A 25,254-nucleotide genomic window follows, 5' to 3' on the forward strand; every position below is an offset into this window, starting at 1 on the left:
GGGGCGCCGGCCGCGTTTCAGCTGGCTGTGGCCAAACCGCCACAGCGATGGGTCCTGAGCGTGTTCAGAACTGGTCCTCGCTCAGCGCCATGACCGTGCGGTGGGCGGTCAGGATCGGCAGCAGCAGGCCCGGCCCCTGGGCCAGGATCTGCTCGGCGTAGAAGCGGGCGGTGACCAGCTTGGCCTCCAGGAAGGGGGCGTTGGCTCCGGGCTGGCACAGCCCCTCCAGCGCCTTGGCGGCGGAGCGGGCGAGCATCCAGCCGCCGGCCACCGTGCCCCACAGCTTCAGATAGTTCACCGCCCCCGCTGCGGCGGCGCGCAGGTCGCCGTCGGCCTGGGTCTTGACCACCCAGGCCACCGCCTGCTCCAGCGCGTCCAGACCGGCGGACAGGTTGGTGCGGATCGCCTCCATGTCGTCGCCGGGGACGCTCTCCAGCTCCGCCACCGTGGCGCGCATCTCCGCGATGAAGGTCCGGGCCAACTCGCCGCCGTCGCGGCCCGTCTTGCGGAAGGTCAGGTCGTTGGCGTGGATGCCGTTGGTGCCCTCGTAGATCGGGGTGATGCGGGCGTCGCGGTAATGCTGGGCGGCGCCGGTCTCCTCGATGAAGCCCATGCCGCCGTGGATCTGCACGCCGGTCGAGGCGACGTCGCAGCCGATGTCGGTGCTCCACGCCTTCACGATGGGGGTCAGGATGTCCACGCGGGCGGTGGCGGCGGCGCGCACCGCGGCGTCCTCGTGGTGGCGGGACACGTCGAGCTGGGTGCCGGCGTAGAGCGCCAGCGCGCGGGCGGCTTCCGTCTTGGCGCGCATGTCCAGCAGCATCCGGCGCACGTCCGGGTGGCGGATGATGGCGACGCCGGAGCCCCGCGGGTCGGCCAGATCCTTGCTCTGCACGCGGCCCTTGGCGTAGTCGCGGGCCTGCTGGTAGGCGCGCTCGGCGATCGCCACGCCCTGGATGCCGACGCCGAGGCGGGCGTTGTTCATCATGGTGAACATGTATTCGATGCCGCGGTTCTCCTGGCCGACCAGGAAGCCGATGGCGCCGCCGTCGTCGCCGAAGGCCATCACGGCGGTGGGGCTGGCCATGATGCCCAGCTTGTGCTCCAGGCTGGCGCAGCGCAGGTCGTTGCGCGCGCCCGGCGTGCCGTCCGCGTTGGGCAGGAACTTCGGCACGATGAACAGGCTGATGCCCTTGATGCCCGGAGGGGCGTCGGGCAGGCGGGCCAGCACGAGATGGACGATGTTGTCCGTCAGGTCATGCTCGCCGTAGGTGATGAAGATCTTCTGGCCGGTGATGCGGTAGGTCCCGTCGTCGGCCCGCACCGCGCGGGTGCGTACGGCGGCGAGGTCGGAGCCGGCCTGCGGCTCCGTCAGGTTCATGGTGCCGTTCCACTCGCCGGCGATCATCTTCGGCAGGTAGAGCGCCTTCTGCTCGGCGCTGGCGTGCTCGGTCAGCAGATCGACGGCGCCCTGGGTCAGCAGCGGGCACAGGCCGAAGGACAGGTTGGCCGCCTGCCACATCTCGTTCACCGCGAAGGCCACGGTCCAGGGCAGGCCCTGCCCGCCATATTCCGGCTCGAAGGGCAGGCTGTTCCAGCCGCTCTCGGTGAACTGGCTGTAGGCGTCCTTCCAGCCGGTCGGCGTGCGGACCACGCCGTTCTCCAGCACCGAGCCTTCCTTGTCGCCGACCCGGTTCAGCGGGGCGAGAACGCCGGAGGCGAACTTGCCGGCTTCCTCCAGAACGGCGTCGACCAGATCGGGGGCCGCCGAATCGCAGTTCGGAAGCGCGGCGACTGTTTCGAGGCCAACCACCTCGTTGAGGACAAAGCGGAGGTCATCGACCGGAGCGGTGTAGGGAATCATGGATGGAGCGGCCTCCCGTGACCCGATTGTGCGTGCGTTTCTGCGTGCCCGATTGCGCGTGAACACGCCTTGGGCGGTTTACGTGCGCGTCACCATACCGTACCGAATGGTGCATGGCGAGCCTCGCCGTCGGGCATGAATATTGGCATCTGGGTTGCGGTGCGAACAGCGCGGCTGCGACGCAGGAGGGGAGGCTGGACTTGGCATCCCGGTTGCAAGAGTGGGGCAGCACCGCTCACAGGGGTTCCTCCCATGACCATCGCCTCCGCCCTTGCCCGTCAGGCCGAATCCGCCGTCCAGGCCGCGAAGACCAGCCGCGGGCCGGAGAATGTCGAGGCGGCGGTCCGCAACGCTAGCGCCAAGACCGGGGTCGATTTTTCCTACCTCATGGAAAAAGCTGCCGTGGAGAGCGGGTACCGGACGGACGTGAAGTCCTCCTCCTCCTCGGCGACCGGTCTCTACCAGTTCATCGACAGCACATGGCTGGCGACGATGCGCGACCATGGGGCGGACCACGGCTACGCCAAATACGCCAACGCGATCCAGACGCGCGGCGACGGGCGCCCCTATGTCACCGATCCCGACCTGAAGCGCGAGATCCTCGACCTGCGCAAGGACCCCAACGCGTCGGCCCTGATGGCCGCTGAATACACCCGCGACAACAAGGAGTATCTGGAGGACACGGTCAAAGGGAAGGTCGGGTCCACCGAACTCTACATGGCGCATTTCCTCGGGGCGGGCGGGGCCTCGAAGTTCCTGAACGCCATGCAGGACAACCCCAACCGCGCCGCCAAGGAGCTGTTCCCCGACGCCGCCTCGGCCAACAAGGCGGTGTTCTTCGACAAGGACACCGGCCGGGCCAAGTCGCTGAAGGACATCTACGACCGCTTCGCGACGAAGTTCGCGGAGTCGCCCAACGCCGACTTCGCCCCGGCCCAGACCGCCATCGACCGGGTGCGCCGCCAGGACATGCCGGACGGCTTCACCACCCAGGTACCCAGCATGCCGCAGAAGGCGCTGAACGGCACGCCGCTGTCGATCTACCATGTGCTGGCCCTGAACGCGCTGGAGACGCCGGACGAGGTGGACAGCATCTCCGGCCGGCCCGCCCGCGGCCGCCGCCAGGACGGCGAGGACAAGGACAACCGCCGCATGCGCGACCAGCCGGTCCGCACGGATCAGAACGAGCACACGGGGTTGGGACTCGGGCTGGGTCTGTCGAAGGTGGTTGGGCAGGGAACCGGGATGGCGGACACGACGACGAAGGCGGCCTGACCGGCTAACCGCGGGGCTATGCGCCCTTGAGGCGGTCGCGGGCGTCCGCCGCGATGGCCGCGAAGACCCGGCGGTCGCCGGGCAGCAGCGCGTCGGCGGTCAGCCGGCGGTGCGGCTCGAACCGCAACCCCGCCCGGCGCGCCGCCGCGGCGCTTCCCCAGAAGGCCGGCGGCCGATGGCGCAGGGCCGGGGCATGGCGCGGTTCGCGCAGCCTTACCTCCCGCAGCACGTTGGTCAGGTCGAAGTCGATCAGGAACCGCCGCCCGCCGGGGCCGGTCAGGCGAATCCAGGCGTGGAACGGGAAGGATTCCGCCTCCTGCCGCCGTTGCGCCGGATCGGGAGGACGAACGTCCGCGGGCGCCGCGGGGTAACCGAGCCAGCGTGCCCGGCCATGGGCCTCGGACTTGCGGAACGCCACGCGGCCCAGCGCGACCTCGGCCCGCCCCTGGCCCAGGGACTCCAGCAGCATCGCCCCGGCGAAGGCGTAATACTGGCAGCCGCCCAGCCGGTGGGTGTGGACCAGGTCGCGGTGCAGCGGATGGGCGGTCACCGCGTCATGCACCGCCCGCCGGATGCGCTCCCGGTCCGGCGGCAGGGCGCATGTGGCGGACGTGCCGGGCACCGGCGCCGTTTCGGCCTCGCCCAGCATCAGGCGCATCCACGCCGACATCGCGAGAAGCATCGCTTGCCCCCTGTCCATGGTCGATGGGCCGGCGTCGCCGGTTTCCGTGCCAATGTGAACAGCGCGGGTGGGGCAGGGGTTTCCTTGAGGGCAGGGAAGGTGTCAGGCGGCGCGGGCTTCGCCACGCGAAGCGCGCAACGTGGCAAGCGCTTCAGCAATCACGTCGGGATGCCGGGATGCGTATTGGATGTCGTAGCCGACCGGTTCACCGTCCTCCCCAAGATCGATGACCAGATCGCGGGCGTCATCGACCCGGCTGTCCACCCCAGGCCCGGGGCGGACCTTGACATACATGCTGTCCGTATCCGGGTCGTAGAGAACGGGGCCGTGGGGGTCGGTCATGGTTCGAAATCCCGGTCCAGAAAGGCATTGTGGACGGTCTCGCCATCCTCCAGCGTCACGACGCTAACATAAGACCGCAGATGTGTGACCCAACCCCAGTACCGCACACGGCCACTCGGCTCCCGTTGCCGCTTTACCGGGTTGGACAAAACGGCGAGCACATCCAGCGGATCGATGCCGCGCCGTTCCGGCTTTGCCATGACCACCAGGGCGAAATAGCGGGTCCGCCAGAAGGGCGGCGGCGGAAGACGGGTTGGTTCCTCCGCCACCGCGGGCGCCCCTTACGGCAGCATCTTGCCGGGGTTCAGCAGGCCCTTGGGGTCCAGCGCCGCCTTCATCGCGCGCAGCAGGTCGAACTCGACCGGGCTCTTGATGACCGGCATCTCGTCCTTCTTGAAGCGGCCCACGCCATGCTCGGCGGAGATGGAGCCGTCCAGGTCGAAGATGACCTCGTTCACGACGTGGCAGATCTCGTCCCAGCGGGCGAGGTAGGCGGCGGTGTCGGCGCCTTCCGGCTGGCTGAGGTTGAAGTGGATGTTGCCGTCCCCGACATGGCCGAAGGGGGTCGGGCGGATGCCGGGGCAGGCCGCGGCCACGGCGGCCTCGGCGCGCTCGATGAACTCGGCGACGCGCGACACCGGGACCGACACGTCGTTCTTGATCGAGCCGCCCTCGAACTTCTGCGCCTCGACGATGGCCTCGCGGATGAACCAGAGCTGGTTGGCCTGGGTCTCCGACTGGGCGATGGTGGCGTCGGTGGCCAGCTCCGCCTCGAAGGCTTCGCCCAGTGCCGCCTCGACCGTCTCGCGGAAGGCGTCGGACTGGGTGCCGGCGGTCAGCTCGGTCAGCACGTACCAGGGCGACGGCTCCGCCAGCGGGTCGATGGTGCCGGCGACGTGCTTCAGCGCGAACTCCAGGCAGCGCCGCGACATCAGCTCGAAGGCGGCGACGGCGTCGCCCGACGCCGCGCGCAGGCGGGCCAGCAGCTCGATGGCGGCGGCCGGGCTGGGCACGGCGATGAAGGCCGTCTCCGCCTGGCGCGGGCGCGGGTAGAGCTTCAGCACCGCGGCGGTGACGATGCCCAGCGTGCCCTCCGCCCCGATGAACAGGTGCTTCAGGTCGTAGCCGGTGTTGTTCTTGCGAAGGCTGCGCAGGCCGTTCCAGACGCGCCCGTCGGCCAGCACGACCTCAAGACCCAGCACGAGGTCGCGCATGTTGCCGTAGCGCAGCACGTTGATGCCGCCGGCGTTGGTGGAGATCAGCCCGCCGATCTGGCAGGTGCCCTCCGCCCCCAGGCTCATCGGCAGCAGGCGGTCCTTGTCCTTCGCGGCCTCCTGCGCGGTCTTCAGCACAACGCCGGCCTCCACCGTCATGGTGTAGTTCAGCGTGTCGATGCCGCGGATCTTGTTCATCCGCGACAGGCTGATGACGATCTCGCGCCCTTCCTCGTAGGGAATGGAGCCGCCGACGAGGCTGGTGTTGCCGCCCTGCGGGACGACCGGGATGCCGGCCTCCGCGCAGAGTTTCACCACCGCTGCGACCTCCTCGGTGCTGGCCGGGCGGACCACCGCCGGGCTGTTGCCCTTGAAGCGCCCGCGCCATTCCGACAGGTAGGGGGCCATGTCCTCCGGCGCGGTGAGAAGGCCGTTCGGGCCGACGATGGCGCGGATCTGGCCGAGGGTGGCAGCGAGGCTGGCGGCGGTCATGGGCGGACGGTCCGAGAATGGTGGCGACGGTGTTGCGAACTGATAGCGCCGAACGCCGCGATTTTCCAACAAAGGATTTTCTTATCAGATCAATATAACTTGTTGTGTTGTCACATCATAGAATCTTTTCTGCCAATAAGAAGAATTTCTTTCAAGGGCTTGCCTTGATCGTAGACTTTCTCGAAGTGTCCTGCGCTTACGTGTCCAACGTGGAGAGGGGTGATTCCCACTTTTCTACTCATTTCTGCAATTTCGTCTACGGTGTATCTCCGGTCCCGGACAATTAGCTCTGTTGGCAGCCTCTTTCCAAGATCAAACTGCTCTTTTCTGTATACAACCTTCTTTTTCTCATCAAGCACAAAGTATTCTGGATTAAATACATTTCCAGTATCCTGCATTATTTGGCTGGCCTTTAATTTCAAAAGAGGTTCCGGATCAGATACTATATCTGCTTTGTGTTTGGCAACTGTTTTTGTGTATTCAAGACTCATCACTGAAATAATTACTGCGCCTCCAAGAGTGATATGTCTTGAAATATTATCGAAAATTCTCATATTATCTACATCTTCAGGAAAAGAACCAATTACATCGTAAAGGCAAATGGCAGCATCAAATTGCCTGCCAATATCTATTGATCGACAATCTGCAGCTGCGAAATTAATGATTAGGTTATTCTCGGAAGCTTGTTCTCTAGCGAGTTTGATGGCGGAATGGGAAAAGTCTACTCCAGTGACATCAAGCCCTTGACGCGCAAGTTCAAGGCTGTGCCGACCGGTCCCGCACCCAAAATCCAATACAGAATTTCCGCTTTTTAGTTTTAGAGTCTTTAAGATGAAGTCGACTTCAGATTTGGTGTGCTTTGCCCATGAGTGGTTTTTCTTTAGAATGGCAGGGGCCATTCGATCATATGCGTCTCGCACAATGTTCGCTGCTGCCGAGATAAATGCTTCAAACTCTTGTTCCGTCCAGCGCATTTGCTTCTGCCTGTTGAAGGTCATTGCAAGCCATTCCTCTCCTTCGTCGATATTCCCAAGTATCCATGGTATTCCTTCCTTCGTAACACTGCTTAGTTTCTCTCTAACATCAGAATGATCTTGGTGAAAATTTGTGTTTATGATGCTTTCGTGATGAGTTGTTTTTGTTGGCTTATTTTTCAAATAAGGAATTGATTTTCCAACGCTTTTGAGGACAGCTTTATTTTGCCTTGCAATTGTTTTTGGCTGGCAGCGACGTTTTGTGGCTTTTTCCAAAGCGCGTATTGCATAGGGGTTGGCAGAGGCTATGCCCCAGGCGTAATGGTCTGAAAAGCCCCAAATGGAATTAAGCATCGTTTTTGCAATACCGCGGTTCTGAAAACCAGCGTGAACTACCAGTTGTGTAACCCAGGTCACAATTCTCTTTTTCACCCTTACGCGAGCGGCAAATGCATACCCGACCAAACTCTCTCCGGACCATGCCGTGACAACCCACGAATTATCTTCCGGCAAATACTCCTTTAGTTTGTTGGGGCTAAGTTTGATTCTCTCTCCAGGTTTTACACCTTGATGTGACCATGCCCCATAGTGGTCCCCAAAAAGAGATGCGCAGTTCAACAAAAGTGCTTCGTCAATATCCTTTCCTTCATGCCAATCGTATCGAATGGAAATCGTTGGTGAGTTCATTCGTAGCTCCAACCAAATAAAGTATACGTGTTTAGTGCGATTCTTGCTGTATGCTCCTTCCCGAAATCCCATTTATAGCTGGAATGAAATACTTCTTCTAGCCCCTCGGTGCCGCCGCCCGCCGCAGCCGGTCGTTGATGGCGACGCCCAGCCCCTCGTCCGGGATCGGCATCACCGCGATGGCGCGGGCGCCCTCCTGGTCGAGCGCGCGGAGATGGGCGAACAGGTTCGCCGCCGCCTCGTTCAGATCGCCCTGGAGGCTCAGGTTCAGGCGGGCCTTGCCGCCGCGGATGAAGCGGTCGGGGCCGAAGGTCAGGAATGCCTCGTCCTCCTCGGCGCTGGTGGCGTTCAGCCGCACCGGGGCGTTGGGGGCGTAGTGGCTTTCCAACTGGCCGGGCGACTTCGGGGCATCCGGGTTGCCGGCGGAAAGCTGGATGGGGCCGATCAGCCGCTCGATCTCCTCGCGCAGCACCGCGCCGGGGCGCAGCAGCACGGGCGTGTCGCCGGTCAGGTCGAGGACGGTGGACTCCACCCCGACCTGACACTTGCCGCCGGCCACCACCATGCTCACCCGGTCGCCCAGGCTCTCGATGACGTGGTGCGGGGCCGTCGGGCTGACCGCGCCGGAGCGGTTGGCACTGGGCGCGGCGATCGGCTTGCCGGCGGCCTTCAGCAGGGCCTGCGCCACCGGATGGCTGGGCACGCGCACCGCCACGCTGTCCAGCCCGGCCGACACCAGCAGCGACAGCCCGGCCTCGGCCCGGCGGGGCAGGACCAGGGTCAGCGGGCCGGGCCAGAATTGGTGGACCAGTTCCACCGCGCGCTCGTCGAGCACGGCGATGGTCTCGGCCGATTCCAGGTCCGGCACATGGGCGATCAGCGGGTTGAACTGGGGGCGGCCCTTGGCGGCGAAGATCGCGGCCACGGCCCGGTCGTCGGTGGCGTCGCCGCCGAGGCCGTAGACGGTCTCGGTCGGGAAGGCGACCAATGCGCCGCTGCGCAAAGCCTCGCCGGCGCGGGCGAGGCCGGCGGGCGTGGCGGGGATGATGTCGGGATGCTTGTCGGTCACGGGACGATTTGTAAAGCGTGGGAGGATGAAGTCAATTCGCGCGGTTGCGCCGGCTCTGTCCAAGCCTTATGACGGGTGTGCGCGATAAACAACCAAATGATGGGTGTGGGCATGGCGGGCAAGGTCTTCACCGTGGCTCAGCAGAAGGGCGGGGCCGGAAAGACCACGCTGGTGGCGCACCTCGCCATTGCCTGGATGCAGCTTGGGCGGTCGGTCGCCACGGTGGACATCGACCCGCAAGGCAGCCTGACCCGCTGGCAGGCGGTGCGGGCGGAGGCCACGGGCGGGGAGCCCGGCTTCACCCATGTCCAGATCACCGGCTGGCGCACCCAGACCGAGGTCGAAAAACTGGCCCGCGACCACGACATCGTGCTGATCGACAGCCCGCCCCACGCCCAGACGGAGGCGCGCATCGCCGTGCGCGCCGCCAGCCTCGTCATCGCGCCGGTGCAGCCCAGCCCGATGGACCTGTGGGCGGTGCAGCCCACCCTGGACCTCGCCGCGCAGGAGAAGCGCCGCCTGCTGCTGGTGCTGAACCGGGTGCCGCCGCGCGCCCGCATCGCCGACGAGCTGATCGCGCGGGTGCGCGAGTTGGTCAACCCGCCGGCGGTGGACATCGCGGAGTCGCAGATCGGGAACCGCACCGCTTACGCCGGCACTCTGCTGTCCGGCCTGTCGGTGACCGAGGCCGCCCGCAAGACTCAGGCGGCGGCGGAGATGCAGGCGCTGGCGGAAGAGATCCTGACCCGCGCCGGCTGAGTCCGGGACGCTGGCACCGAAACCGGCATGGGGGGTTGCATGGACGGCACGATACAGAGCGTTGATCTGGTCGAGCATCTGGCGGCCAACCCGCATCTCGGCCACCTCCTGCGGGGCGGCGACGGCAACCCGGTCGCGGCCGTCTTCGACCGCTGTGTTCTGAACAACCACCTGATGTTCCCGGTGACGCCGGATCTGCGCTGCTTCCGGCCGCATTTCGGCATGTTCCAGGAGATTGCCTATGGGATGGTGGGGCAGCCCCCCTCGCCGGTCTTCCTGAAGGCGCTCACCGAGCCCGAGCCGCCCGGCAAGTATCTGGCGATGGGCGGCAACGACAATTATTTCCACTGGTGCCTGGACTACCTGCCGCGTCTGGTCTTTGGCGCGATCGCCCCGGACGGCGCGGAGCGGCGGGTCATCATGGACGGCCCGCCCAACCCGTGGCAGGCGGCCTCGCTGCGCCTCTTCATGGCCGGGCTGAAGCTCGACCGGCTGGATCTGCATGTCAGCCGCAGCGATTGGAGCGGTTATTCCGATTGCCTCGTGCCGCTGCCGTTGCGGTCGCAGGCGGTGGCGATCTGGAACGTGGTGCTGAACCACGCCCGCGACGTCCTGCCGGCGCCGAGCGGGGCGAAGCGGTTGTTCGTCCTGCGGAGGAACACCACCAAGCGCTTTGCCGTGAACCAGGACGAGGTGGCCGACGCGCTGGAGCCGCTGGGCTTTCTGGCCGTCGATCCGGGAAGCCTCAAGTTCGAGGAACAGATCGCCCTGTTCAGTGGTGCGGAGCTGATCGTCGGCTGCCACGGCGCGGCCTTGACCAACATCCTGTTCGCTCCGGCGGGCGCCACCCTGATCGAGCTTCGCGGCCGCGTTCTCCAGCCCTTCTTTGGAAATCTCGCCGCCCAGCGGGGGATGCGCTATCTCGATCTGGCCTGCATCGAACGGCCTGAAAGCCATCATGACATCATCGAACGGGACTACGTCGTTCCGCTCGACGCGTTGCGCGAATGCCTTGCCGGGGTCGGCGTCGGCTGAAGCGGCGAGGGATGGCGTCCCCCACCGCATCGCGAAACGACTACAGCGCCTGAAGCGCCTTCAGCACCGCGGCGACATGGCCGGTGACCTTCACCTTGCGCCAGACGTTGCGGACGATGCCGTCCTTGTCGATCAGGAAGGTCGCGCGTTCCAGCCCCATGTACTTGCGGCCGTACATGCTCTTCTCGACCCAGACGCCGTAGGCCTCGGCGACGCCGGTCTCCTTGTCGGAGGCCAGCGTGAAGGGCAGCTCGTACTTCGCCTTGAACTTGTCGTGGCTGGCCACGCTGTCCTTGGACACGCCGATGATGACGGCGTCGAGCCCGCTGAAGTCCGGAAGCTGGTCGCGGAAGCCGCAAGCCTCCGACGTGCAGCCGGAGGTGTCGTCCTTCGGGTAGAAGTACAGGATCACCGGCTTGCCCCGCAGGGCGGACAGCGTGACGCTGCCGCCACCGTCGGTCGGCATGGTGAAGTCCGGGGCCGGGGTGCCGGCCTCGATGACGGGCGTCTGGGTATCGCTCATGGGAGTTTGGCTTCTTCGTTGGTCTCTGGGGGAGGCAGCCTTGACGCCGGTTCCTCGACCAGCGCCACGAAATGGCGGTGGGCGCGGGCGGCGATGTCCCGGATTCTGCTGTCGAGCGCGGCGAAGTCAACCGCCGGCTCCTCGTCCGGGAAGGCGGCGCGGGATAGCCCTTCCCGCAGGGTGGGCGACACCTGCCGGGGATCGAGCACGCCGTCGGTGGTCAGGCGCAGGAAGCCCTGCACCCGGCGCCACAGCTTCAGCGTCGCCGCCAGCTCCTCCGCCACCTCCGGCGCCAGCAGCCCGGCCGCGGCGGCGTTGAGCAGGGCGCGGCTGGTGGCGATGGACAGGATCTCCGGATGCGCGTGCCCGTGGCGGAGCTGGAGATACTGGGCGGTGAACTCGATGTCGATCAGGCCGCCGCGGGCGTATTTGACGTTCCACGGGTTGGTGGTGCCGAACTCCTTGTCGATGCGGCGGCGCATGTCGGCGACGTCCCGCAGCACCTTGACCGGGTCGCGCGGGCCGGTCAGCACGCCGCGGATCGCCGACTCGACCTTGCCGCCCAGCGCCGGATCGCCGCCGATGACGCGGGCGCGGGTCAGGGCCATGTGCTCCCACGTCCAGGCGTCCTTGGCCTGATAGGCAGTGAAGGCGTCCAGCGCGGTGGCGAGCGGCCCGGCGTTGCCCGACGGGCGCAGCCGCATGTCCACCTCGTACAGCCGCCCGTCGGCCATCGGGGCGGTGATGGCGTTGGTCAGGCGCTGCGTCAGCTTGATGTAGTACTCGTTGGGGGCCAGCGGCTTGGCCCCGTCCGACTGGCGGGTGCCCGGCGGCACCTCGTAGACGACAATCAGGTCGATGTCGGAGGTGATGGTGAGCTGACGGCTGCCCAGCTTGCCCATCGCCACCACCACCCAGGCGCCGCCGGGGATGCGGCCGTGGCGGGCGGCGAACTCCTCCTCCACGCGGGAGGCCAGCTCCGGCACCACCACGTCGGCCAGATCGGCGAGGAAGGGGCCGCAGCGGTCGCCGTCGGTGATGCCGCGCAGGATGTGCGTCCCGGCGCGGAAGCGCTGGTCGTTGGTCCAGCGCCGCGACAGGGTCAGCACGTCCTCGAAGTTGTGCGCCCCGGCGATGAAGCGCTGGTACTCCGGCGTCAGCCCCGCCGCGTCGGGCAGCGGGTCGAAGAAGTCGGGCGACAGCACGGCGTCGAGCAGGGACGGGTTGCGCGACAGCGTCTCGGCCAGCTGCGGCGCCGTGCCCATGATCTCCGCGACCAGGGCGAGCAGCCAGGGATTGGCGATGAACAGCGAGAACAGCCCGACCCCCGCCGGCAGCCGCTCCAGGAAGCTGTCGAACTTGACCAGCGCGTCGTCCGGGGCGGGGGTCTTGGCCAGCTCGTTCAGCATGGCCGGCACCAGCTCGGTCAGCAGCTCCCGCGCGCGGCCCGAGCGGGTGGAGCGGTAGCGCCCGCGGTGCCAGGTGGAGACCACGGCGATGACCCGGCTGGGGTCGCGGTAGCCCATGCCGGCCAGCGTCTTCACCGTGCCGGGGTCGTCGTCGGTTCCGGTGAAGACGAGGTTGCCGGGGCCGGACAGCGACGGCGCCTCCTCGAACAGCTCGGCGTAGCGGTCCTCCACCCGGCCGAGCTGTGCCAGCAGGTCGGCGCGGAAATCCTCGACCTGCCCGTAGCCGAGGAAGGTCGCAAGATGCGCCACCCCCTCGTCGTCCGCCGGGATCTGGTGGGTCTGGCGGTCGTCGGTCATCTGGATGCGGTGCTCGACCCGGCGCAGGAAGCGGTAGGCCTCCTCCAGCTCCTCCACCGCCGCCTCCGGCACGCGGCCGACCGCGCACAGCGCCTTGTTGGCCAGCAGGGTGGGGGCGATGCGCACGCGGATGTCGCGCCCGCCGAAGATCAGCTGCTGGGTCTGGGCGAAGAACTCGATCTCGCGGATTCCGCCACGGCCGACCTTGATGTCGTGGCCGTTCACCGTCACTTCACGATGGCCCTTGTGGGCGTTGATCTGACGCTTGATGGAATGGATGTCCTGGATGGCCGCGAAGTCGAGGTGGCGCCGCCACACGAACGGTTCGAGGAAACGCAGGAAATGCGCCCCCGCTTCCGGATCGCCGGCGATCGGGCGGGCCTTGATCATGGCCGCGCGTTCCCAGTTCTGCCCGACGCTGCCGTAGTAAATTTCGGCCGCCGAGACGGACACCGCCAGCGGCGTGGCCCCGGGATCGGGGCGCAGCCGCAGATCTGTACGGAAGACGTAGCCGTCCTTGGTCCGTTCATCCATAATGCGGACAAGATCGCGCGCGATACGAATGAACGTGCGGGCGAGGTTGTCCGGCTGGGGCGTTTGAACGACGGCGTCGTCGTACAGGACGATCAGGTCGATATCGCTGGAATAGTTGAGCTCGCGCGCACCAAGTTTGCCCATGCCAAGCACGATCAGGCCCGACCCGACCCATGGCCGCTGCGGTTCCGGCAGCGTCAGCGTGCCCGCCTCCGCGGCGCGGCGCAGCAGGTGGTTTGCCGCCATCCGAACCGACGTCTCGGCGATGTCGGACAGCGCGCCGGTGACGGCCTCCAGCTCCCACGCGCCGGTGATGTCCGCCATGGCGATCAGCAGTGCCGCCCGCCGCTTGGCGATGCGCAGGGCGGTCATCAGCCGGTCGATGTTGCGCTCCTCCGCGCAGTCCGCCTCCAGCCGGCGCAGCAGCGTCGCGAAGGTGGCGTCGTACCCCTGCGTCACCGTCTCGCGGACGAAGGGCAGCTCGCGCGTCAGGATCTGGCCGAGATACGGGCTGTTGCCGCACACCGCATCGATCAGCGCCCGGCCCTCGGCCGAATCGGCGTACGCCTCGGCCCAGGCGCGCAAGGCGTCGCCGGTGCTGTCGCCGTCGTTGTTGCCGTCATTGTCTGCGGCGTTCGCCGCCTCGGCGCGCCAGCGCTCCAGGCCGCGTTCGGCGAGGGCGGTGTCGAAGGGTTTCGGCAGCGTGGTGGTCATGGTCGCGGCTATCCCTGCACAAGAACTGAGCAGGAAGGTGCGCGGTCGCGCGGGTCCGGTCAACTGTGACAACGCGCGGGCCTCGTCGCCGGGACCCCGACCGTGATCCGGCGCACCGCGAAGATTCTCGCCTGGACCACCGCGGGCGCGGTCGTCGTCGTCGGCGCGGCCGGCGGGCTGTTCGCCTGGCGGCTGGCCCAGGGGCCGATCGCGCTGGACCCGCTGACTCCCTATGTGGAGCGGGCGCTGAGCGACCCGCAGGGCCGCTACCGCGTCGATGTCGGCCAGCTTGTCCTGTCCTGGGTGGACGAGGAGGAGAGCGACGGGCTGACCCGCCTCGACCTGCGGGCCATCGACGTGCACGCGGTCAACGCCGAGGGGGACGAGCTTGCGGCGGTGCCGGAGCTGGGCGTCGGCTTCTCCGTGCGCGCACTGTTCCAGGGCAAGCTGTCGCCGACCCGGCTCGACCTCGTGCGGCCGCGCCTCCAGGTGGTGCGCCGGGCCGACGGCAGCCTGGACTTCGACGTGCGCTCGCTCCCGTCCCCCGGCGCGCCGGAGAGGGAGGAGCCGGACGGCGGTCCCGACTTCGCGGGGGAGATCGTCGCCACCCTGATGCAGCCGCCGGACATCGCCCGCCCGCTGGGCCTGCTGCGGCGGCTGACCATCGTCGGCGCTGATCTGACGGTGACGAACCGGATGCTGGGCCTGTCCTGGCACGCCAACCGCGCCGACATCGTGCTGACCCGCGACGGGACGGAAATCGTCGGCGGGGCGCAGCTTCTGCTCGACCTCGACGGGCGGATGGCGGCGGTGGAAGCGTCGGGTGTCCATCGCATGGCCGACGCCGAGACCGCGCTGTCCACCCGATTCGACGGGCTGCAACCGGCGGCGCTGGCCAAGATCGGCCCGCTGCTGGCGCCGCTGTCGGCGGTGACCGTTCCTCTTGGCGGGCGCATCGACGCCACCCTGGATTCGCGGTTCGAGCCGGTGCGCTTCAGCTTCGACCTGCAGGGCGGCGCGGGGGAGGTCAGCCTGCCCGCGCTGCGGCCCGACCCCTACCATGTCGAGCGTGTGCGGCTGCGCGGCGGGCTGGACGTGCCGGGCCGGCGGGCGGAGCTGGAGCGGCTGGACCTCGCGTTCGACGGGATGGCGATGGCCGGGCGGGGCGACCTGCGGGAGCAGGGCGGGCAGCGCAGCGGCAGCCTGCGGCTCGACCTGACGGCGGGTGGCGAGCGGGCTTCGCTCGCCCTCGACGGCACGCAGGTTCCCGACAAGGGCGCGTCGGTCGCCGCAACGCTCGGCGGGCTGGTGCCCGCCACGCTGGCCGGCCTCGCCCCGGCGCTGGCGCCGCTCGCCGCGGCGCAGCTTCCCCTGTCCGGCACGGCCAGCCTGGAGCTGGACCCCGACGGGCAGCCGCGCAGCGGTCGGGCGGAGCTGACGGCCGGTGCCGGGCGCGTCGTTCGGCCGGACCTGTTCCCGGAACCGCTGCCCGTCGCCTCCGCGGCCCTGACGGTGGCCGGGGACCGCGCTTCCGGCCAGCTTGAGGTGGAGCGGCTGGCGGTCGATCTCGGCGGCCCGACCATCGAGGGGACCGCGCGGGCCACCATCGACCCGCCCGGCACGCCGGACGCCCGCCTGTCGGTGGAGGCCGCCGTGACGGCCCGCCGGGTGCCGGCCGACGAGCTGCCCCGGTTGTGGCCGCTGGGGGTGGGGAAGAACCCGCGGGAGTGGGTGACCGAGAACCTGTCGCACGGCGTCGTGCCGGAGGCGACGGCGACCGTCCGGGCCAGCGGGCCGCTGTCCGACCTCGCGGCGATCGACATGACGCATTTCCAGGCCGGCATCAAGGCCGAGGACATGACGGTGGATCATTTCCGCCCGCTGCCCAAGGTCTCCGGCGTGGGGGCGGAGGTGACCACCGACGGCAAGACCTTCACCATCCACACCAAGGGCGGGCGGATCGACGACGTTCAGCTCGGCGAGGGCACGATCGTCATCGGCGGCCTGGACACCGGCAAGGAGACCATGGACATCCGCGTCCCGGTCCGCGGGCCGGTGCGCACCATCCTGACCGTTCTGGACAGCCCGCCGCTGGGCTATCCCAGCCGCCTCGACCTCGACCCCAAGCGCACGCAAGGGCAGGCCGACGCGCAGCTCCATTTCCAGTTCCCGCTGCTGGTCGATCTGAAGGTGGAGCAGTTGAACCTGGACGTCGCGGCGAAGCTGCGCGGCGTCGGGGTGGAGAAGGTGGCCGCCGGGTTGACCGCGACCGAGGGCGACCTGACGCTGGCGCTCGACATGAACGCCATGACGGTGAAGGGCAACACCAGGCTGGACGGCATCCCCGTCACCATCGACTGGAAGGAGCAGTTCACCTCCACCGCCAAGGGGCCGCGCACCCGCATCGCCGTGAAGGGCGACGTGGACGCCCAGGACCTGCGCAGCCACGGCATCGACCTCGGCGAGCATGTCGCGGGGCCGCTGGGGGCGGACGTGCTGTTCACCGTGGACCAGCGCCGTCGCTTCGGCCTGACCGCCGGGCTGAACCTGGAGAAGACCCACCTGCGCATCGACGAACTGGGCTGGGAGAAGCGGCCCGGCGTCCCCGGCACCGGCAAGCTGGCGCTGGAATTCCAGAAGGACCGGGTGACCCGCATCACCGGCCTGTCGGTCGATGCCGGGGGCTTGCGCGCCCAGGCGGTCGTCGATCTCGCGCCGCAGACCATGGCGGTCACCAAGGTGGCGGTCGGGCAGATGTCGGTGGGCCAGACCGACCTGAAGGCCGACGTGACGGTGCATGACGGCGGCAAGAGCGGCTATTCCGGGACCATCACCGGCCAGAGCCTCGACGCCCGCGTCCTGGCCGGCAAGGCCGACCCGCCCGGCGGCAAGAAGCCGGGACCGCCCGACGAGAAGCCGCTGCCGCTCGACTTCGACCTGAAGCTGAACCGCGTCGTCTTCGGGGATGGCCGCCATCTGTCCGACGTGGCCGGGCGGATCAAGCGCGACAGCCTGTCCTGGACGGCGCTCGACGTGACGGCGAAGGCGGGGCGCGACGGGACGGTGTCCCTGCGCTATCTGCCGGGCGCCCAGGGCTTCTACGACGTCGCCATCTCGGCCAGCGACGCCGGCGCGACCTTCCGCGCGCTCGACATCAACGACCGGGTGCAGGGCGGCGCCTTGGCGATCACCGGCCGCACGGTTGAGCCGCGGGCCGACGCCGCCATCGAAGGGCGGTTGGAGCTGACCGACTACGCGCTGGTCGACCCGCCGGTGCTGGCGCGCATCCTGAACTCCATTTCCCCGTCCGGCTTCGCCGAGCTGATGGGCGGCGGCAAGGGCATCCGCTTCGGGCGGGCGGTCAGCGACTATCGCAAGGAGGGGCGCCTGCTGACCGTGAAGGACCTGCGCACCTCCGGCTCCGCGCTCGGCCTGACCCTCTCGGGGGAGGTGGACATCGAGACGGACACCGCCAACCTTCGCGGCACGATCGTGCCCATCTACGGGCTGAACCGGCTGATCGGCCAGATTCCGTTGCTCGGCGACGCGCTGAGCGGCGGCGAGGGGCAGGGCATCTTCAGCGCCACCTGGCACGTCCGCGGCCCGCTGGGCGACCCGGACGTGACGGTGAACCCGCTCGCCATGCTGGCGCCGGGCTTCCTGCGCAACCTGTTCTTCCTGGGCGAAGGCGGCGACGGCAAGGAAGCGCCCTCGCCGGGGACCTTCGTGAAGTAGGGAACGGACGGGGGCAATCTAACCCTCTCCCCTCCGGGGAGAGGGTGGCCCGAAGGGCCGGTGAGGGGGTTGCGCGTGGCGATACGTCCGGCAAAAGCACAACCCCCTCACCCTAACCCTCTCCCCGGAGGGGAGAGGGGACATCAGGGAGATTCAGCGTTGCCTCACACCGCCTTGACCAGCGCGTGGCGCTTCTTGCCGGCGCTCAGCTTGATGACGCCGTCGGCGTTCAGGTCGGCGGCGGTGGCCTTGGCGGCCTCGTCGGGGATGGCGGCGTCGTTCATCTTCGCGCCGGCGCCCTTGATGAGGCGGCGGGCCTCGCCCTTCGACGCGGCCAGCCCGGCGGACACCAGCAGGTCCACCAGCGCGACCCCGGCCTCAAGCTCGGCGCGGGGCACGTCGATGCTCGGCAACCCCTCGGCCGCGGCGCCCTGCTCGAAGGTGCGGCGGGCGGTCTCGGCGGCCTCCAGGGCGGCCGCCTCGCCGTGGGCGAGCTTGGTCACCTCGTGGGCGAGGATCTTCTTGGCCTCGTTGATGCCGGCGCCCTCCAGGGACTCCAGCCGGGCCACTTCGTCCAGTGGCAGCTCGGTGTAGAGGCGCAGGAAGCGGCCGACGTCGGCGTCCTCGGTGTTGCGCCAGTACTGCCAGAAATCATAGGCGCTGAGCTTGTCGGCGGTCAGCCACACCGCGCCCGCCGCCGTCTTGCCCATCTTGGCGCCCGACGAGGTGGTCAGCAGCGGGGTGGTCAGGCCGAACAGCTCCGCCCCGTCGGTGCGGCGGCCCAGCTCGACGCCGTTGATGATGTTGCCCCACTGGTCCGACCCGCCCATCTGGAGCGTGCACTTCTCGCGCCGGAACAGCTCCACGAAATCATAGGCCTGGAGAATCATGTAGTTGAATTCCAGGAAGGTCAGCGGCTGCTCACGGTCCAGCCGCAGCTTGACCGATTCGAAGGTCATCATGCGGTTGATCGTGAAGTGCCGCCCGATGTCGCGCAGCAGCGGGATGTATTTCAGCTCGTCCAGCCAGTCGGCGTTGTTGACCATCACCGCGTCCGTGGCGCCGTCGCCAAAGGACAGGTAGCGCCCGAAGATGCGCTTGATGCCCGCCATGTTGGCGTTGATGATCTCGTCGGTGAGGAGCTGGCGCGCCTCGTCCTTGCCGGAGGGGTCGCCGATCTTGGTCGTGCCGCCGCCCATCAGGACGATCGGCTTGTGGCCGGTCTTCTGCAGCCAGCGCAGCATCATGATCGGCAGCAGGCTGCCCACATGCAGGCTGTCCGCCGTGCAGTCGAAGCCGATGTAGGCGATGATCGGCCCCTTCGCCGCGCGCTCGTCGAGCCCGGCGAGGTCGGTGCACTGGTGGATGAAGCCGCGTTCCTGCAGCGTGCGGAGGAAATCCGATGTCAGCGTCGTCATGGCCGCGATCCGGCTGTCGTGGTAGGGTCCAGGGTCGCGTCTGTTAGCATGGAACGCGCGGCCCCACAATTCTCGGGGCTGATTCGCTGTGGGATTGGGGCCCGATGGAATGAGGCAGGACATGCAGATGGTCGTCGGGCTGATGAGCGGCACCTCCATGGACGGGATCGACGCGGCGCTGGTCCGCACCGACGGCGAGCGCCGGGTGGAGCCGCTGGCCTTCGTGACCATTCAATACGAGGACGGCTTCCGCGCCGAGCTGCGCTCCTGCCTCGGTGGCAAGGGGCCGGTGGACGCTGTGGAGCGCGCCCTGACCGACGCCCACGCCGACGCGGTGCGCCGCCTGCTGGTGGAGGCCGGGACGGAGGCCGCCGCGGTGGACCTGATCGGCTTCCACGGCCACACGATCTTCCACGACCCGGCGCAGCGCCGGACCTGGCAGATCGGCGACGGCGCGCGGCTGGCGCAGGCGACCGGCATCGCCGTGGTCGACGACTTCCGCACGGCGGACGTGGCGGCGGGCGGGCAGGGCGCCCCTCTGGTGCCGCTGTTCCACCGCGCGCTGGCCGACGCCCTGCCGCGCCCGCTGGCCGTGCTGAACATCGGCGGCGTCGCCAACGTCACCTGGATCGGCGATGGGACGGACGACGTGATCGCCTGCGACACCGGGCCGGGCAACGCGCTGGTGGACGACTGGGTGCTGTCCGGCCAGGGCGCCCGCTACGATTCCGGCGGGGCGCTGGCGGCGGGGGGGCTGGTGGACGAGGGCGCCTTGGCGGCTCTGCTCGCCCATCCCTATTTCGATCTTCCGGCGCCGAAGTCGCTCGACCGCGACGCCTTCGATCCGGCGCCCGTGCGCGGGTTGTCGGTGAAGGACGGGGCGGCGACCCTGACCGCCTTCACCGCCGCGTCGGTTGCCCGCATCGTCCCGCTCCTGCCGGCCGCGCCGCTGCGCTGGCTGGTCTGCGGCGGCGGGCGGCACAACGCGACGCTGATGGGCATGCTGGCCGACCGGCTGGGCGTGCCGGTCGATCCGGTGGAGGCGGTCGGCTGGAACGGCGACGCGCTGGAGGCCGAGGCCTTCGCCTATCTGGCGGTGCGCAGCCGCAAGGGCCTGCCGCTCAGCCTGCCGTCCACCACCGGCGCGCCCCGTCCGATGACCGGCGGGCGCTTCCACCCGCTGTAACGCCTCAGGGGAGCGCGGCCTTCATGGCACCCAGTCGAATGGCGTCCAGGCGACGGCGGCTTTGCGCCAGCGCTGCGCTGTCCAGCCGCCCGTCGCGTCCGGCGTCGATCAGGCAGTCCAGGGCTGGGAACGTCTGCTCCCAGTCGTAGGACACCAGAAGGATGTCCACCCCGGCGTTCAGCGCCGCGACGGCTCCCCGGCACAGCCCGCCGTTGAAGACCGCGCCCATGGTCATGTCGTCGGTGACAATGATTCCCTGATACCCCCAGTCTGCCCGCAGCAGACCCCCGACCACACGCCGGGACAGCGAGGCGGGCGCCAGCGGGTCCACTGTGGCAAGGGTGGCATGCCCGACCATCAGCCAAGCGTCGAGCCGTCCGAGAATTTTCCTGAAGGGGCGCCAATCCCTCCGCTCCAGCGCGTCGGTGGGGGTATGCAGGGTGGCGCCGATGATGTGGGTGTCCTCGACCACCCCACCCAGGCCGGGGAAATGCTTCAATGTCGGGGTGACGCCAGCCTGCCGCAGCGCCTCGCCATAGGCCAGTGCGACCTCCGTAACGGTGGCCGGGTTGTCGGAAATCGCGCGGCGGGCGATCTGGCTGCCGAAATCAAGCGAATGGGTCGGGTTGTCTGTTCGCAGGTCAACCACGGGGGCGAAGTTGACGGTGACGCCCAAAGCGGCCAACTCCTCGCCATGGATGGCGCCATAGGCCAGCGCCGCGGCCCGGCGCTGGTCAGCGGGGTGATCCGCCAGCGTTCCGATGGGCGGCAATGCGGTCAGCGGCGGCGAAAGGCGGGAGACGATCCCGCCCTCTTGGTCGGCGGCGATGGCCAGCGGAGGCAGTCCCGCCTCACGGCGCAGCGTCTGCAAGCGTGCGATGTCGGCGCGCAACCCCTCCGCCGAACGGGTGGCGATGTTGGAGCGGGTGACGAAAATCCCGCCGATCAGACCGTTGGCCGCCAGCGGCTCGACATCGGCCAAGGTGCCGTAGCCGATCATCAGATGACGACCGATATCGCGGGCCATGGCTTCGCGGTTGGCCAGTACCCGCTGTTTCTGCAGCAGGAAACGGCCTTCCATCGTCAACGCAACCACAGGACCCGCCGCGCAGAGTGCAATCAGGAGCCAGCCCAGCGGACGGCGGTTTTTCCGCAGCCACCAGGAGGCCAGCGCCACGCCGAGCGCTCCCGCGCACAGCACGGTCGCCAGAGCCCAGCAGCGGATGGAGAACAGGTAAGGAGTCCGGATCGCCAGGGCAGCGCAGAGCGCCAGCGCGCCGCTGAGCCATAACGCCGTCGGCACCGCCATCCTTATGGTGGACCGCGCCACGGTGTCTATGCGGCTCATGGCGTCGTGTCAGGGACGCGGGCGGCTGTTGTCGGTGCAATTGTCGGCGTGCTTGCACCAGTTGCCGAAGGTGCTGGCGAGCTGGGCGTCGCTGCAACCGGACAGCAGCAGTGCCGCGAGGCCGGCGAGGACGGTGAGCCGAAGGGTCTTCACAACGGTCGCTCCGCTCGTCGTTTCAACGCTCATTCCGCCACGGCGGCGACGGGGTTGCCCATCGCGCGGTCCAGATAGTCATCCACCTGCACCGCCAGATCGTCGCTGCGGTTGGCGAAGAAATGGTTGGCGCCCGGCACCACGCGGTGGTCGATCCGGATGTCCTTCTGGTGCGACAGCTTGGTCACCAGCTTGTTCACCGCCGCTCCCGGAACCAGCTCGTCCTTGTCGCCGTGGATGATCAGGCCGGAGGACGGGCAGGGCGCCAGGAAGGAGAAGTCGAAGAGGTTGGCCGGCGGCGAGACGGACACGAAGCCGTCGATCTCCGGACGGCGCATCAGAAGCTGCATGCCGATCCACGCCCCGAAGGACACGCCGGCGATCCAGCAGACCGGGGCGTTGGGGTTGTGGGTCTGCAGCCAGTCCAGCGCCGCCGCCGCGTCGGCCAGCTCGCCCTCGCCCTTGTCGTAGGTGCCCTGGCTGCGGCCGACCCCGCGGAAATTGAAGCGCAGGGCCGAGTAGCCGCGCTTCGTGAAGGACTGGAACAGGGTGAAGACCACCTTGTTGTTCATGGTCCCGTTGTGATGCGGGTGCGGATGCAGCAGCAAGGCCATCGGCGCGTTGGGGATCGTGCCGTGTGTGTAGCGCCCTTCCAAACGTCCGGCCGGACCGTTGATCATCACTTCAGGCATGGGAACGGCGATCCTGACGCGAATATAAGGTGATCCGGACCACCGGCGGAGCGGCGGGCGGACGCCACGGCAAGCGGACGTGGTTGCCCATGGACAAGCATGGATTTTTCGCACACAATTCTTGACCGTTTTGCTTGGTCATCATATATGCGTCGATGCGTCCTTCCAGGGCAACCCGCGCGACCGGCGAGGCACGGGTCGAGGGCTCTTGCGAAAGATCACCTCTTCCGGCAAGAGGGCGGACTATACCACGGCGGGTGTTCCGGTGTTCAAGCATCTTCGCGAAGAGATCGACGGTATCATGGCCCGCGACCCGGCCGCGCGGTCACGGGCCGAGGTCGCGCTGTGCTATCCGGGCTTCCACGCCATCGTTCTGCACCGCGTCGCGCGCTATTGCTGGGATCGCCGCTGGCACCTGATGGCGCGCGCCGTCTCGCAGATCGCCCGCGCCCTGACCGGCATCGAGATCCATCCCGGAGCCACCATCGGGCGCCGCTTCTTCATCGACCACGGCATGGGCGTCGTCATCGGCGAGACCGCCGAGATCGGCGACGACGTGATGCTCTATCATGGGGTGACGCTGGGCGGCACCTCGCTGAACCAGGGCAAGCGCCACCCGACGTTGGAAAGCGGCGTGATCGTCGGCGCCGGGGCCAAGGTGCTGGGCGCCATCACCATCGGGCGCGGCGCCCGCGTCGGCGCCAACGCCGTCGTGGTGGCGGATGTGGCGCCGGGAATCGCGGTGGTCGGCATCCCGGCCAAGGCGGTGGTGACGCGCGACCGTGTCGAGACGCAGAAGTTCATGCCCTACGGCACGCCCTGCGGCGACATCCCCGATCCGGTGGCGCGCGCGCTGAACGGCCTGCTCGATCAGGTGTCGACCCTGCGCCGGCGCGTCGAGGAACTGGAATCGGAGCGCGGCGACGCGCATAGTTCATCCGTATACGAAACATCGGGCGGTCCCAACGGGATTGTCCGACCCGACAATGGGGTGCGCGAGCCGGTGTCCGCCGACGGCGGTCCGGCGGCGTCCTGTTGAACCAAACACAAACACGAGGCTTGGCGCCGATCCGCTGAACGGTCGGGCTGGGGTGAAGGAAGGGTAAGGAGGGTAAAATGAGACTCAGCACCAAGGGACGCTATGCCGTCATGGCCATGGTCGATCTTGCTGCCACCAGCCAGGGGAGCCCCGTCGCCCTTGCCGACATCGCCGACCGGCAGGAGATTTCGCTCTCCTATCTGGAGCAGCTGTTTGCCAAGCTGCGCAAGGGCGGTCTGGTCAAGAGCGTGCGCGGACCCGGCGGCGGCTACCTGCTGGCCCATCCGGCGGACGCGACCCGGGTGTCCGACATCATCCTGGCGGTGGACGAGCCGATCCGCACGACCCGTTGCGCCAACGGCACGCCGCAGGGTTGCCGCACCAACCGCTCGCGCTGCCTGACCCACGACCTGTGGGAGGAACTGGGCAACCAGATCCACATGTATCTCAGCTCGGTCACCGTGGCCGACGTGGTGGAGCGGCGGATCATCGGCACCAGCAGCCTGACCATCCGCGGCCCGCAGCCGGCGGACGAGGGCGCGGCGGTCGCGGCGGAGTAAGGGGCGGAGTAAGGGAGAATCCTCCGGCGCCTCGATCCGATGACCCGCGTCTATCTCGACCACAACGCCTCGGCGCCTCTGAAGCCGGTGGTGAAGGCGGCGATGATCCAGGCCATGGATCTCGCCGGCAACCCGTCGTCGGTGCACGGCTTCGGCCGCACGGTCCGCCGCGCGGTGGAAGAGGCGCGCGCCCAGGTCGCCGCCCTGGCCGGGGTGCGGCCGGCCCAGGTCTTCTTCACCGGCAGCGGCACGGAAGCCAACAATCTGGCGCTGCGCGGCTTTCCCGGCCGGGCGGTGCTCCCCTCCGCCATTGAGCATGATTCGGTGCTGGAGGCGGTGCCCGGCGCCGCCCGCGTCCCGGTGGACCGCGACGGCGTCGCCGACCTCGCCGCGCTCGACCGCCTGCTCGCCGACGCAGACGGTCCCATGCTCGTTTCCCTGATGCTCGCCAACAACGAGACCGGCGTGATCCAGCCGCTGGCCGAGGCGGCGCGGACTGCCCATGCGCGCGGCGCGCTGCTCCACTGCGACGCTGTCCAGGCCGCCGGACGCCTGCCGCTCGACCTCGCGGCGCTCGGCGCCGATTTGCTGACCCTGTCGGCCCACAAGATCGGCGGCCCCGCCGGGGTGGGCGCCCTGATCCTCGCCGACGGGCTGGAGCCGGAGGCGCTGATCCGCGGCGGCGGGCAGGAGAAGCGCCGCCGCGCCGGGACCGAGAACGTCGTCGGCATCGCCGGCTTCGGCGCCGCCGCGCGCCTCGCGCGGGAGGAGCTTCCCGACAGCGCCCGCCTGACCGCCCTGCGCGACGCGCTGGAGGCGTCGGCGCTCGCCGCCGTTCCGGCCGCGCGGGTGATGGGGGCCGGCGCGGCGCGGGTCGGCAACACCAGCAACCTGCTGCTGCCCGGCGTGGCGGGGGAGACGCAGGTGATGGCGCTGGACCTCGCCGGGGTGGCGGTCAGCGCCGGGTCGGCCTGCTCCAGCGGCAAGGTAAAGCCGTCCCACGTCCTGGCCGCCATGGGCGAGGACGCCGGGAACGCCGCCTGCGCCATCCGGATCAGCCTGGGCTGGGACAGCGACGAGGCGGCGGTGGAGCGTTTCGCCGCGGCCTACGCCGCGATGGCGGCAAGGCTGGCGCGTGCCCCTGCGGCGTAATCGCCTCTCCATGAGCTCCACCTCCCGCCGCGGGCCGTGTA

21 protein-coding genes are annotated in these 25,254 nt (G+C 68.4%); 8 read left to right on the forward strand and 13 right to left on the reverse strand.

Annotated features, from left to right (window positions below; translation table 11 throughout):
- Positions 1–64 precede the first annotated feature (64 nt).
- Positions 65–1,864 carry an acyl-CoA dehydrogenase gene (locus ACWPN5_RS04845; protein ID WP_492294536.1) on the reverse strand — a complete coding sequence of 600 codons (1,800 nt, stop codon included), beginning with the start codon at positions 1,862–1,864 and terminating at the stop codon, positions 65–67.
- Between the two features lie 252 nt (positions 1,865–2,116).
- Here ACWPN5_RS04845 and ACWPN5_RS04850 point away from each other — a divergent pair, with 252 nt between their 5' ends.
- Positions 2,117–3,139 (forward strand): lysozyme family protein, encoded by a 1,023-nt coding sequence (locus tag ACWPN5_RS04850; RefSeq protein ID WP_492294538.1) that lies wholly within the window; start codon positions 2,117–2,119, stop codon positions 3,137–3,139.
- 16 nt (positions 3,140–3,155) lie between these two features.
- Here the strand turns inward: ACWPN5_RS04850 and ACWPN5_RS04855 are convergent, their stop codons facing one another.
- From ACWPN5_RS04855 to ACWPN5_RS04880, 6 genes are all read right to left on the reverse strand, one after another.
- The gene (locus tag ACWPN5_RS04855) at positions 3,156–3,821 is read right to left on the reverse strand and encodes a hypothetical protein (RefSeq protein WP_492294540.1); all 666 of its coding nucleotides are present in this window, start codon (positions 3,819–3,821) and stop codon (positions 3,156–3,158) included.
- A gap of 102 nt (positions 3,822–3,923) precedes the next feature.
- Complete coding sequence (locus ACWPN5_RS04860) at positions 3,924–4,163, reverse strand: DUF2283 domain-containing protein (protein WP_492294542.1); 240 nt, start codon at positions 4,161–4,163, stop codon at positions 3,924–3,926.
- Positions 4,160–4,432 (reverse strand): hypothetical protein, encoded by a 273-nt coding sequence (locus tag ACWPN5_RS04865; protein WP_492294544.1) that lies wholly within the window; start codon positions 4,430–4,432, stop codon positions 4,160–4,162. Before ACWPN5_RS04865 ends, ACWPN5_RS04860 begins: the two co-directional genes overlap by 4 nt.
- Before the next feature lie 12 nt (positions 4,433–4,444).
- Entirely contained in the window at positions 4,445–5,869 is a 1,425-nt protein-coding gene (locus ACWPN5_RS04870) for an FAD-binding oxidoreductase (protein WP_492294546.1), read from the reverse strand.
- Between the two features lie 110 nt (positions 5,870–5,979).
- Entirely contained in the window at positions 5,980–7,530 is a 1,551-nt protein-coding gene (locus ACWPN5_RS04875; RefSeq protein WP_492294548.1) for a GNAT family N-acetyltransferase, read from the reverse strand.
- Positions 7,531–7,627: 97 nt separating this feature from the next.
- Positions 7,628–8,599 carry an L-threonylcarbamoyladenylate synthase gene (locus ACWPN5_RS04880; protein ID WP_492294550.1) on the reverse strand — a complete coding sequence of 324 codons (972 nt, stop codon included), beginning with the start codon at positions 8,597–8,599 and terminating at the stop codon, positions 7,628–7,630.
- A 111-nt stretch (positions 8,600–8,710) separates the two neighbouring features.
- Between ACWPN5_RS04880 and parA the strand changes: the two genes are divergently transcribed.
- Positions 8,711–9,358: a ParA family partition ATPase gene (gene parA, locus ACWPN5_RS04885; RefSeq protein ID WP_145689113.1), complete on the forward strand. Its 648-nt coding sequence runs from the start codon at positions 8,711–8,713 to the stop codon at positions 9,356–9,358.
- 39 nt (positions 9,359–9,397) lie between these two features.
- The gene (locus tag ACWPN5_RS04890; protein WP_492294552.1) at positions 9,398–10,393 is read left to right on the forward strand and encodes a glycosyltransferase family 61 protein; all 996 of its coding nucleotides are present in this window, start codon (positions 9,398–9,400) and stop codon (positions 10,391–10,393) included.
- A gap of 40 nt (positions 10,394–10,433) precedes the next feature.
- On the opposite strand, the gene bcp is transcribed toward ACWPN5_RS04890, so the two are convergent.
- The gene (gene bcp, locus ACWPN5_RS04895) at positions 10,434–10,916 is read right to left on the reverse strand and encodes a thioredoxin-dependent thiol peroxidase (RefSeq protein WP_492294554.1); all 483 of its coding nucleotides are present in this window, start codon (positions 10,914–10,916) and stop codon (positions 10,434–10,436) included.
- Positions 10,913–13,930 carry a bifunctional [glutamine synthetase] adenylyltransferase/[glutamine synthetase]-adenylyl-L-tyrosine phosphorylase gene (locus ACWPN5_RS04900; protein WP_492294556.1) on the reverse strand — a complete coding sequence of 1,006 codons (3,018 nt, stop codon included), beginning with the start codon at positions 13,928–13,930 and terminating at the stop codon, positions 10,913–10,915. Before ACWPN5_RS04900 ends, bcp begins: the two co-directional genes overlap by 4 nt.
- A gap of 102 nt (positions 13,931–14,032) precedes the next feature.
- Here ACWPN5_RS04900 and ACWPN5_RS04905 point away from each other — a divergent pair, with 102 nt between their 5' ends.
- Complete coding sequence (locus ACWPN5_RS04905) at positions 14,033–17,665, forward strand: YhdP family protein (protein ID WP_492294558.1); 3,633 nt, start codon at positions 14,033–14,035, stop codon at positions 17,663–17,665.
- 164 nt (positions 17,666–17,829) lie between these two features.
- Here ACWPN5_RS04905 and tyrS read toward each other — a convergent pair whose 3' ends face one another.
- Positions 17,830–19,083 (reverse strand): tyrosine--tRNA ligase, encoded by a 1,254-nt coding sequence (gene tyrS / locus ACWPN5_RS04910; RefSeq protein ID WP_492294560.1) that lies wholly within the window; start codon positions 19,081–19,083, stop codon positions 17,830–17,832.
- Positions 19,084–19,204: 121 nt separating this feature from the next.
- On the opposite strand from tyrS, the gene ACWPN5_RS04915 reads away from it, so the two are divergent.
- Positions 19,205–20,269: an anhydro-N-acetylmuramic acid kinase gene (locus tag ACWPN5_RS04915; protein WP_492294562.1), complete on the forward strand. Its 1,065-nt coding sequence runs from the start codon at positions 19,205–19,207 to the stop codon at positions 20,267–20,269.
- A gap of 4 nt (positions 20,270–20,273) precedes the next feature.
- On the opposite strand, the gene ACWPN5_RS04920 is transcribed toward ACWPN5_RS04915, so the two are convergent.
- The 3 genes from ACWPN5_RS04920 to ACWPN5_RS04930 are packed head-to-tail and all read right to left on the reverse strand — an operon-like array spanning position 20,274 to position 22,462.
- A complete protein-coding gene (locus tag ACWPN5_RS04920) occupies positions 20,274–21,617 on the reverse strand; it encodes a glycoside hydrolase family 3 N-terminal domain-containing protein (RefSeq protein ID WP_492294564.1) in 1,344 nt (447 codons plus the stop codon).
- 9 nt (positions 21,618–21,626) lie between these two features.
- Positions 21,627–21,770: a hypothetical protein gene (locus ACWPN5_RS04925; RefSeq protein WP_186466172.1), complete on the reverse strand. Its 144-nt coding sequence runs from the start codon at positions 21,768–21,770 to the stop codon at positions 21,627–21,629.
- Positions 21,771–21,799: 29 nt separating this feature from the next.
- A complete protein-coding gene (locus tag ACWPN5_RS04930) occupies positions 21,800–22,462 on the reverse strand; it encodes an alpha/beta hydrolase (protein WP_014239834.1) in 663 nt (220 codons plus the stop codon).
- A gap of 265 nt (positions 22,463–22,727) precedes the next feature.
- Here ACWPN5_RS04930 and epsC point away from each other — a divergent pair, with 265 nt between their 5' ends.
- From epsC to ACWPN5_RS04945, 3 genes are all read left to right on the forward strand, one after another.
- Positions 22,728–23,501 carry a serine O-acetyltransferase EpsC gene (gene epsC, locus ACWPN5_RS04935; protein WP_247883374.1) on the forward strand — a complete coding sequence of 258 codons (774 nt, stop codon included), beginning with the start codon at positions 22,728–22,730 and terminating at the stop codon, positions 23,499–23,501.
- 77 nt (positions 23,502–23,578) lie between these two features.
- Positions 23,579–24,061, forward strand: a complete 483-nt coding sequence (locus ACWPN5_RS04940; protein WP_014239836.1) for an Rrf2 family transcriptional regulator — start codon at positions 23,579–23,581, stop codon at positions 24,059–24,061.
- 39 nt (positions 24,062–24,100) lie between these two features.
- Positions 24,101–25,213: a cysteine desulfurase family protein gene (locus ACWPN5_RS04945; RefSeq protein ID WP_492294567.1), complete on the forward strand. Its 1,113-nt coding sequence runs from the start codon at positions 24,101–24,103 to the stop codon at positions 25,211–25,213.
- Positions 25,214–25,254: the final 41 nt, after the last annotated feature.

Source organism: Azospirillum sp. UENF 211521, assembly GCF_058780535.1.

Coding starts and splice junctions, on each gene's coding strand:
- ACWPN5_RS04890 (WP_492294552.1), top strand. CDS start 9,398: ATGGACGGCACGATACAGAGCGTTGATCTGGTCGAGCATCTGGCGGCC.
- ACWPN5_RS04860 (WP_492294542.1), bottom strand. CDS start 4,163: ATGACCGACCCCCACGGCCCCGTTCTCTACGACCCGGATACGGACAGC.
- ACWPN5_RS04945 (WP_492294567.1), top strand. CDS start 24,101: ATGACCCGCGTCTATCTCGACCACAACGCCTCGGCGCCTCTGAAGCCG.
- ACWPN5_RS04875 (WP_492294548.1), bottom strand. CDS start 7,530: ATGAACTCACCAACGATTTCCATTCGATACGATTGGCATGAAGGAAAG.
- parA (WP_145689113.1), top strand. CDS start 8,711: ATGGCGGGCAAGGTCTTCACCGTGGCTCAGCAGAAGGGCGGGGCCGGA.
- bcp (WP_492294554.1), bottom strand. CDS start 10,916: ATGAGCGATACCCAGACGCCCGTCATCGAGGCCGGCACCCCGGCCCCG.
- ACWPN5_RS04915 (WP_492294562.1), top strand. CDS start 19,205: ATGCAGATGGTCGTCGGGCTGATGAGCGGCACCTCCATGGACGGGATC.
- ACWPN5_RS04870 (WP_492294546.1), bottom strand. CDS start 5,869: ATGACCGCCGCCAGCCTCGCTGCCACCCTCGGCCAGATCCGCGCCATC.
- ACWPN5_RS04850 (WP_492294538.1), top strand. CDS start 2,117: ATGACCATCGCCTCCGCCCTTGCCCGTCAGGCCGAATCCGCCGTCCAG.
- ACWPN5_RS04930 (WP_014239834.1), bottom strand. CDS start 22,462: ATGCCTGAAGTGATGATCAACGGTCCGGCCGGACGTTTGGAAGGGCGC.
- ACWPN5_RS04940 (WP_014239836.1), top strand. CDS start 23,579: ATGAGACTCAGCACCAAGGGACGCTATGCCGTCATGGCCATGGTCGAT.
- ACWPN5_RS04845 (WP_492294536.1), bottom strand. CDS start 1,864: ATGATTCCCTACACCGCTCCGGTCGATGACCTCCGCTTTGTCCTCAAC.
- ACWPN5_RS04920 (WP_492294564.1), bottom strand. CDS start 21,617: ATGAGCCGCATAGACACCGTGGCGCGGTCCACCATAAGGATGGCGGTG.
- ACWPN5_RS04855 (WP_492294540.1), bottom strand. CDS start 3,821: ATGCTTCTCGCGATGTCGGCGTGGATGCGCCTGATGCTGGGCGAGGCC.
- tyrS (WP_492294560.1), bottom strand. CDS start 19,083: ATGACGACGCTGACATCGGATTTCCTCCGCACGCTGCAGGAACGCGGC.
- ACWPN5_RS04900 (WP_492294556.1), bottom strand. CDS start 13,930: ATGACCACCACGCTGCCGAAACCCTTCGACACCGCCCTCGCCGAACGC.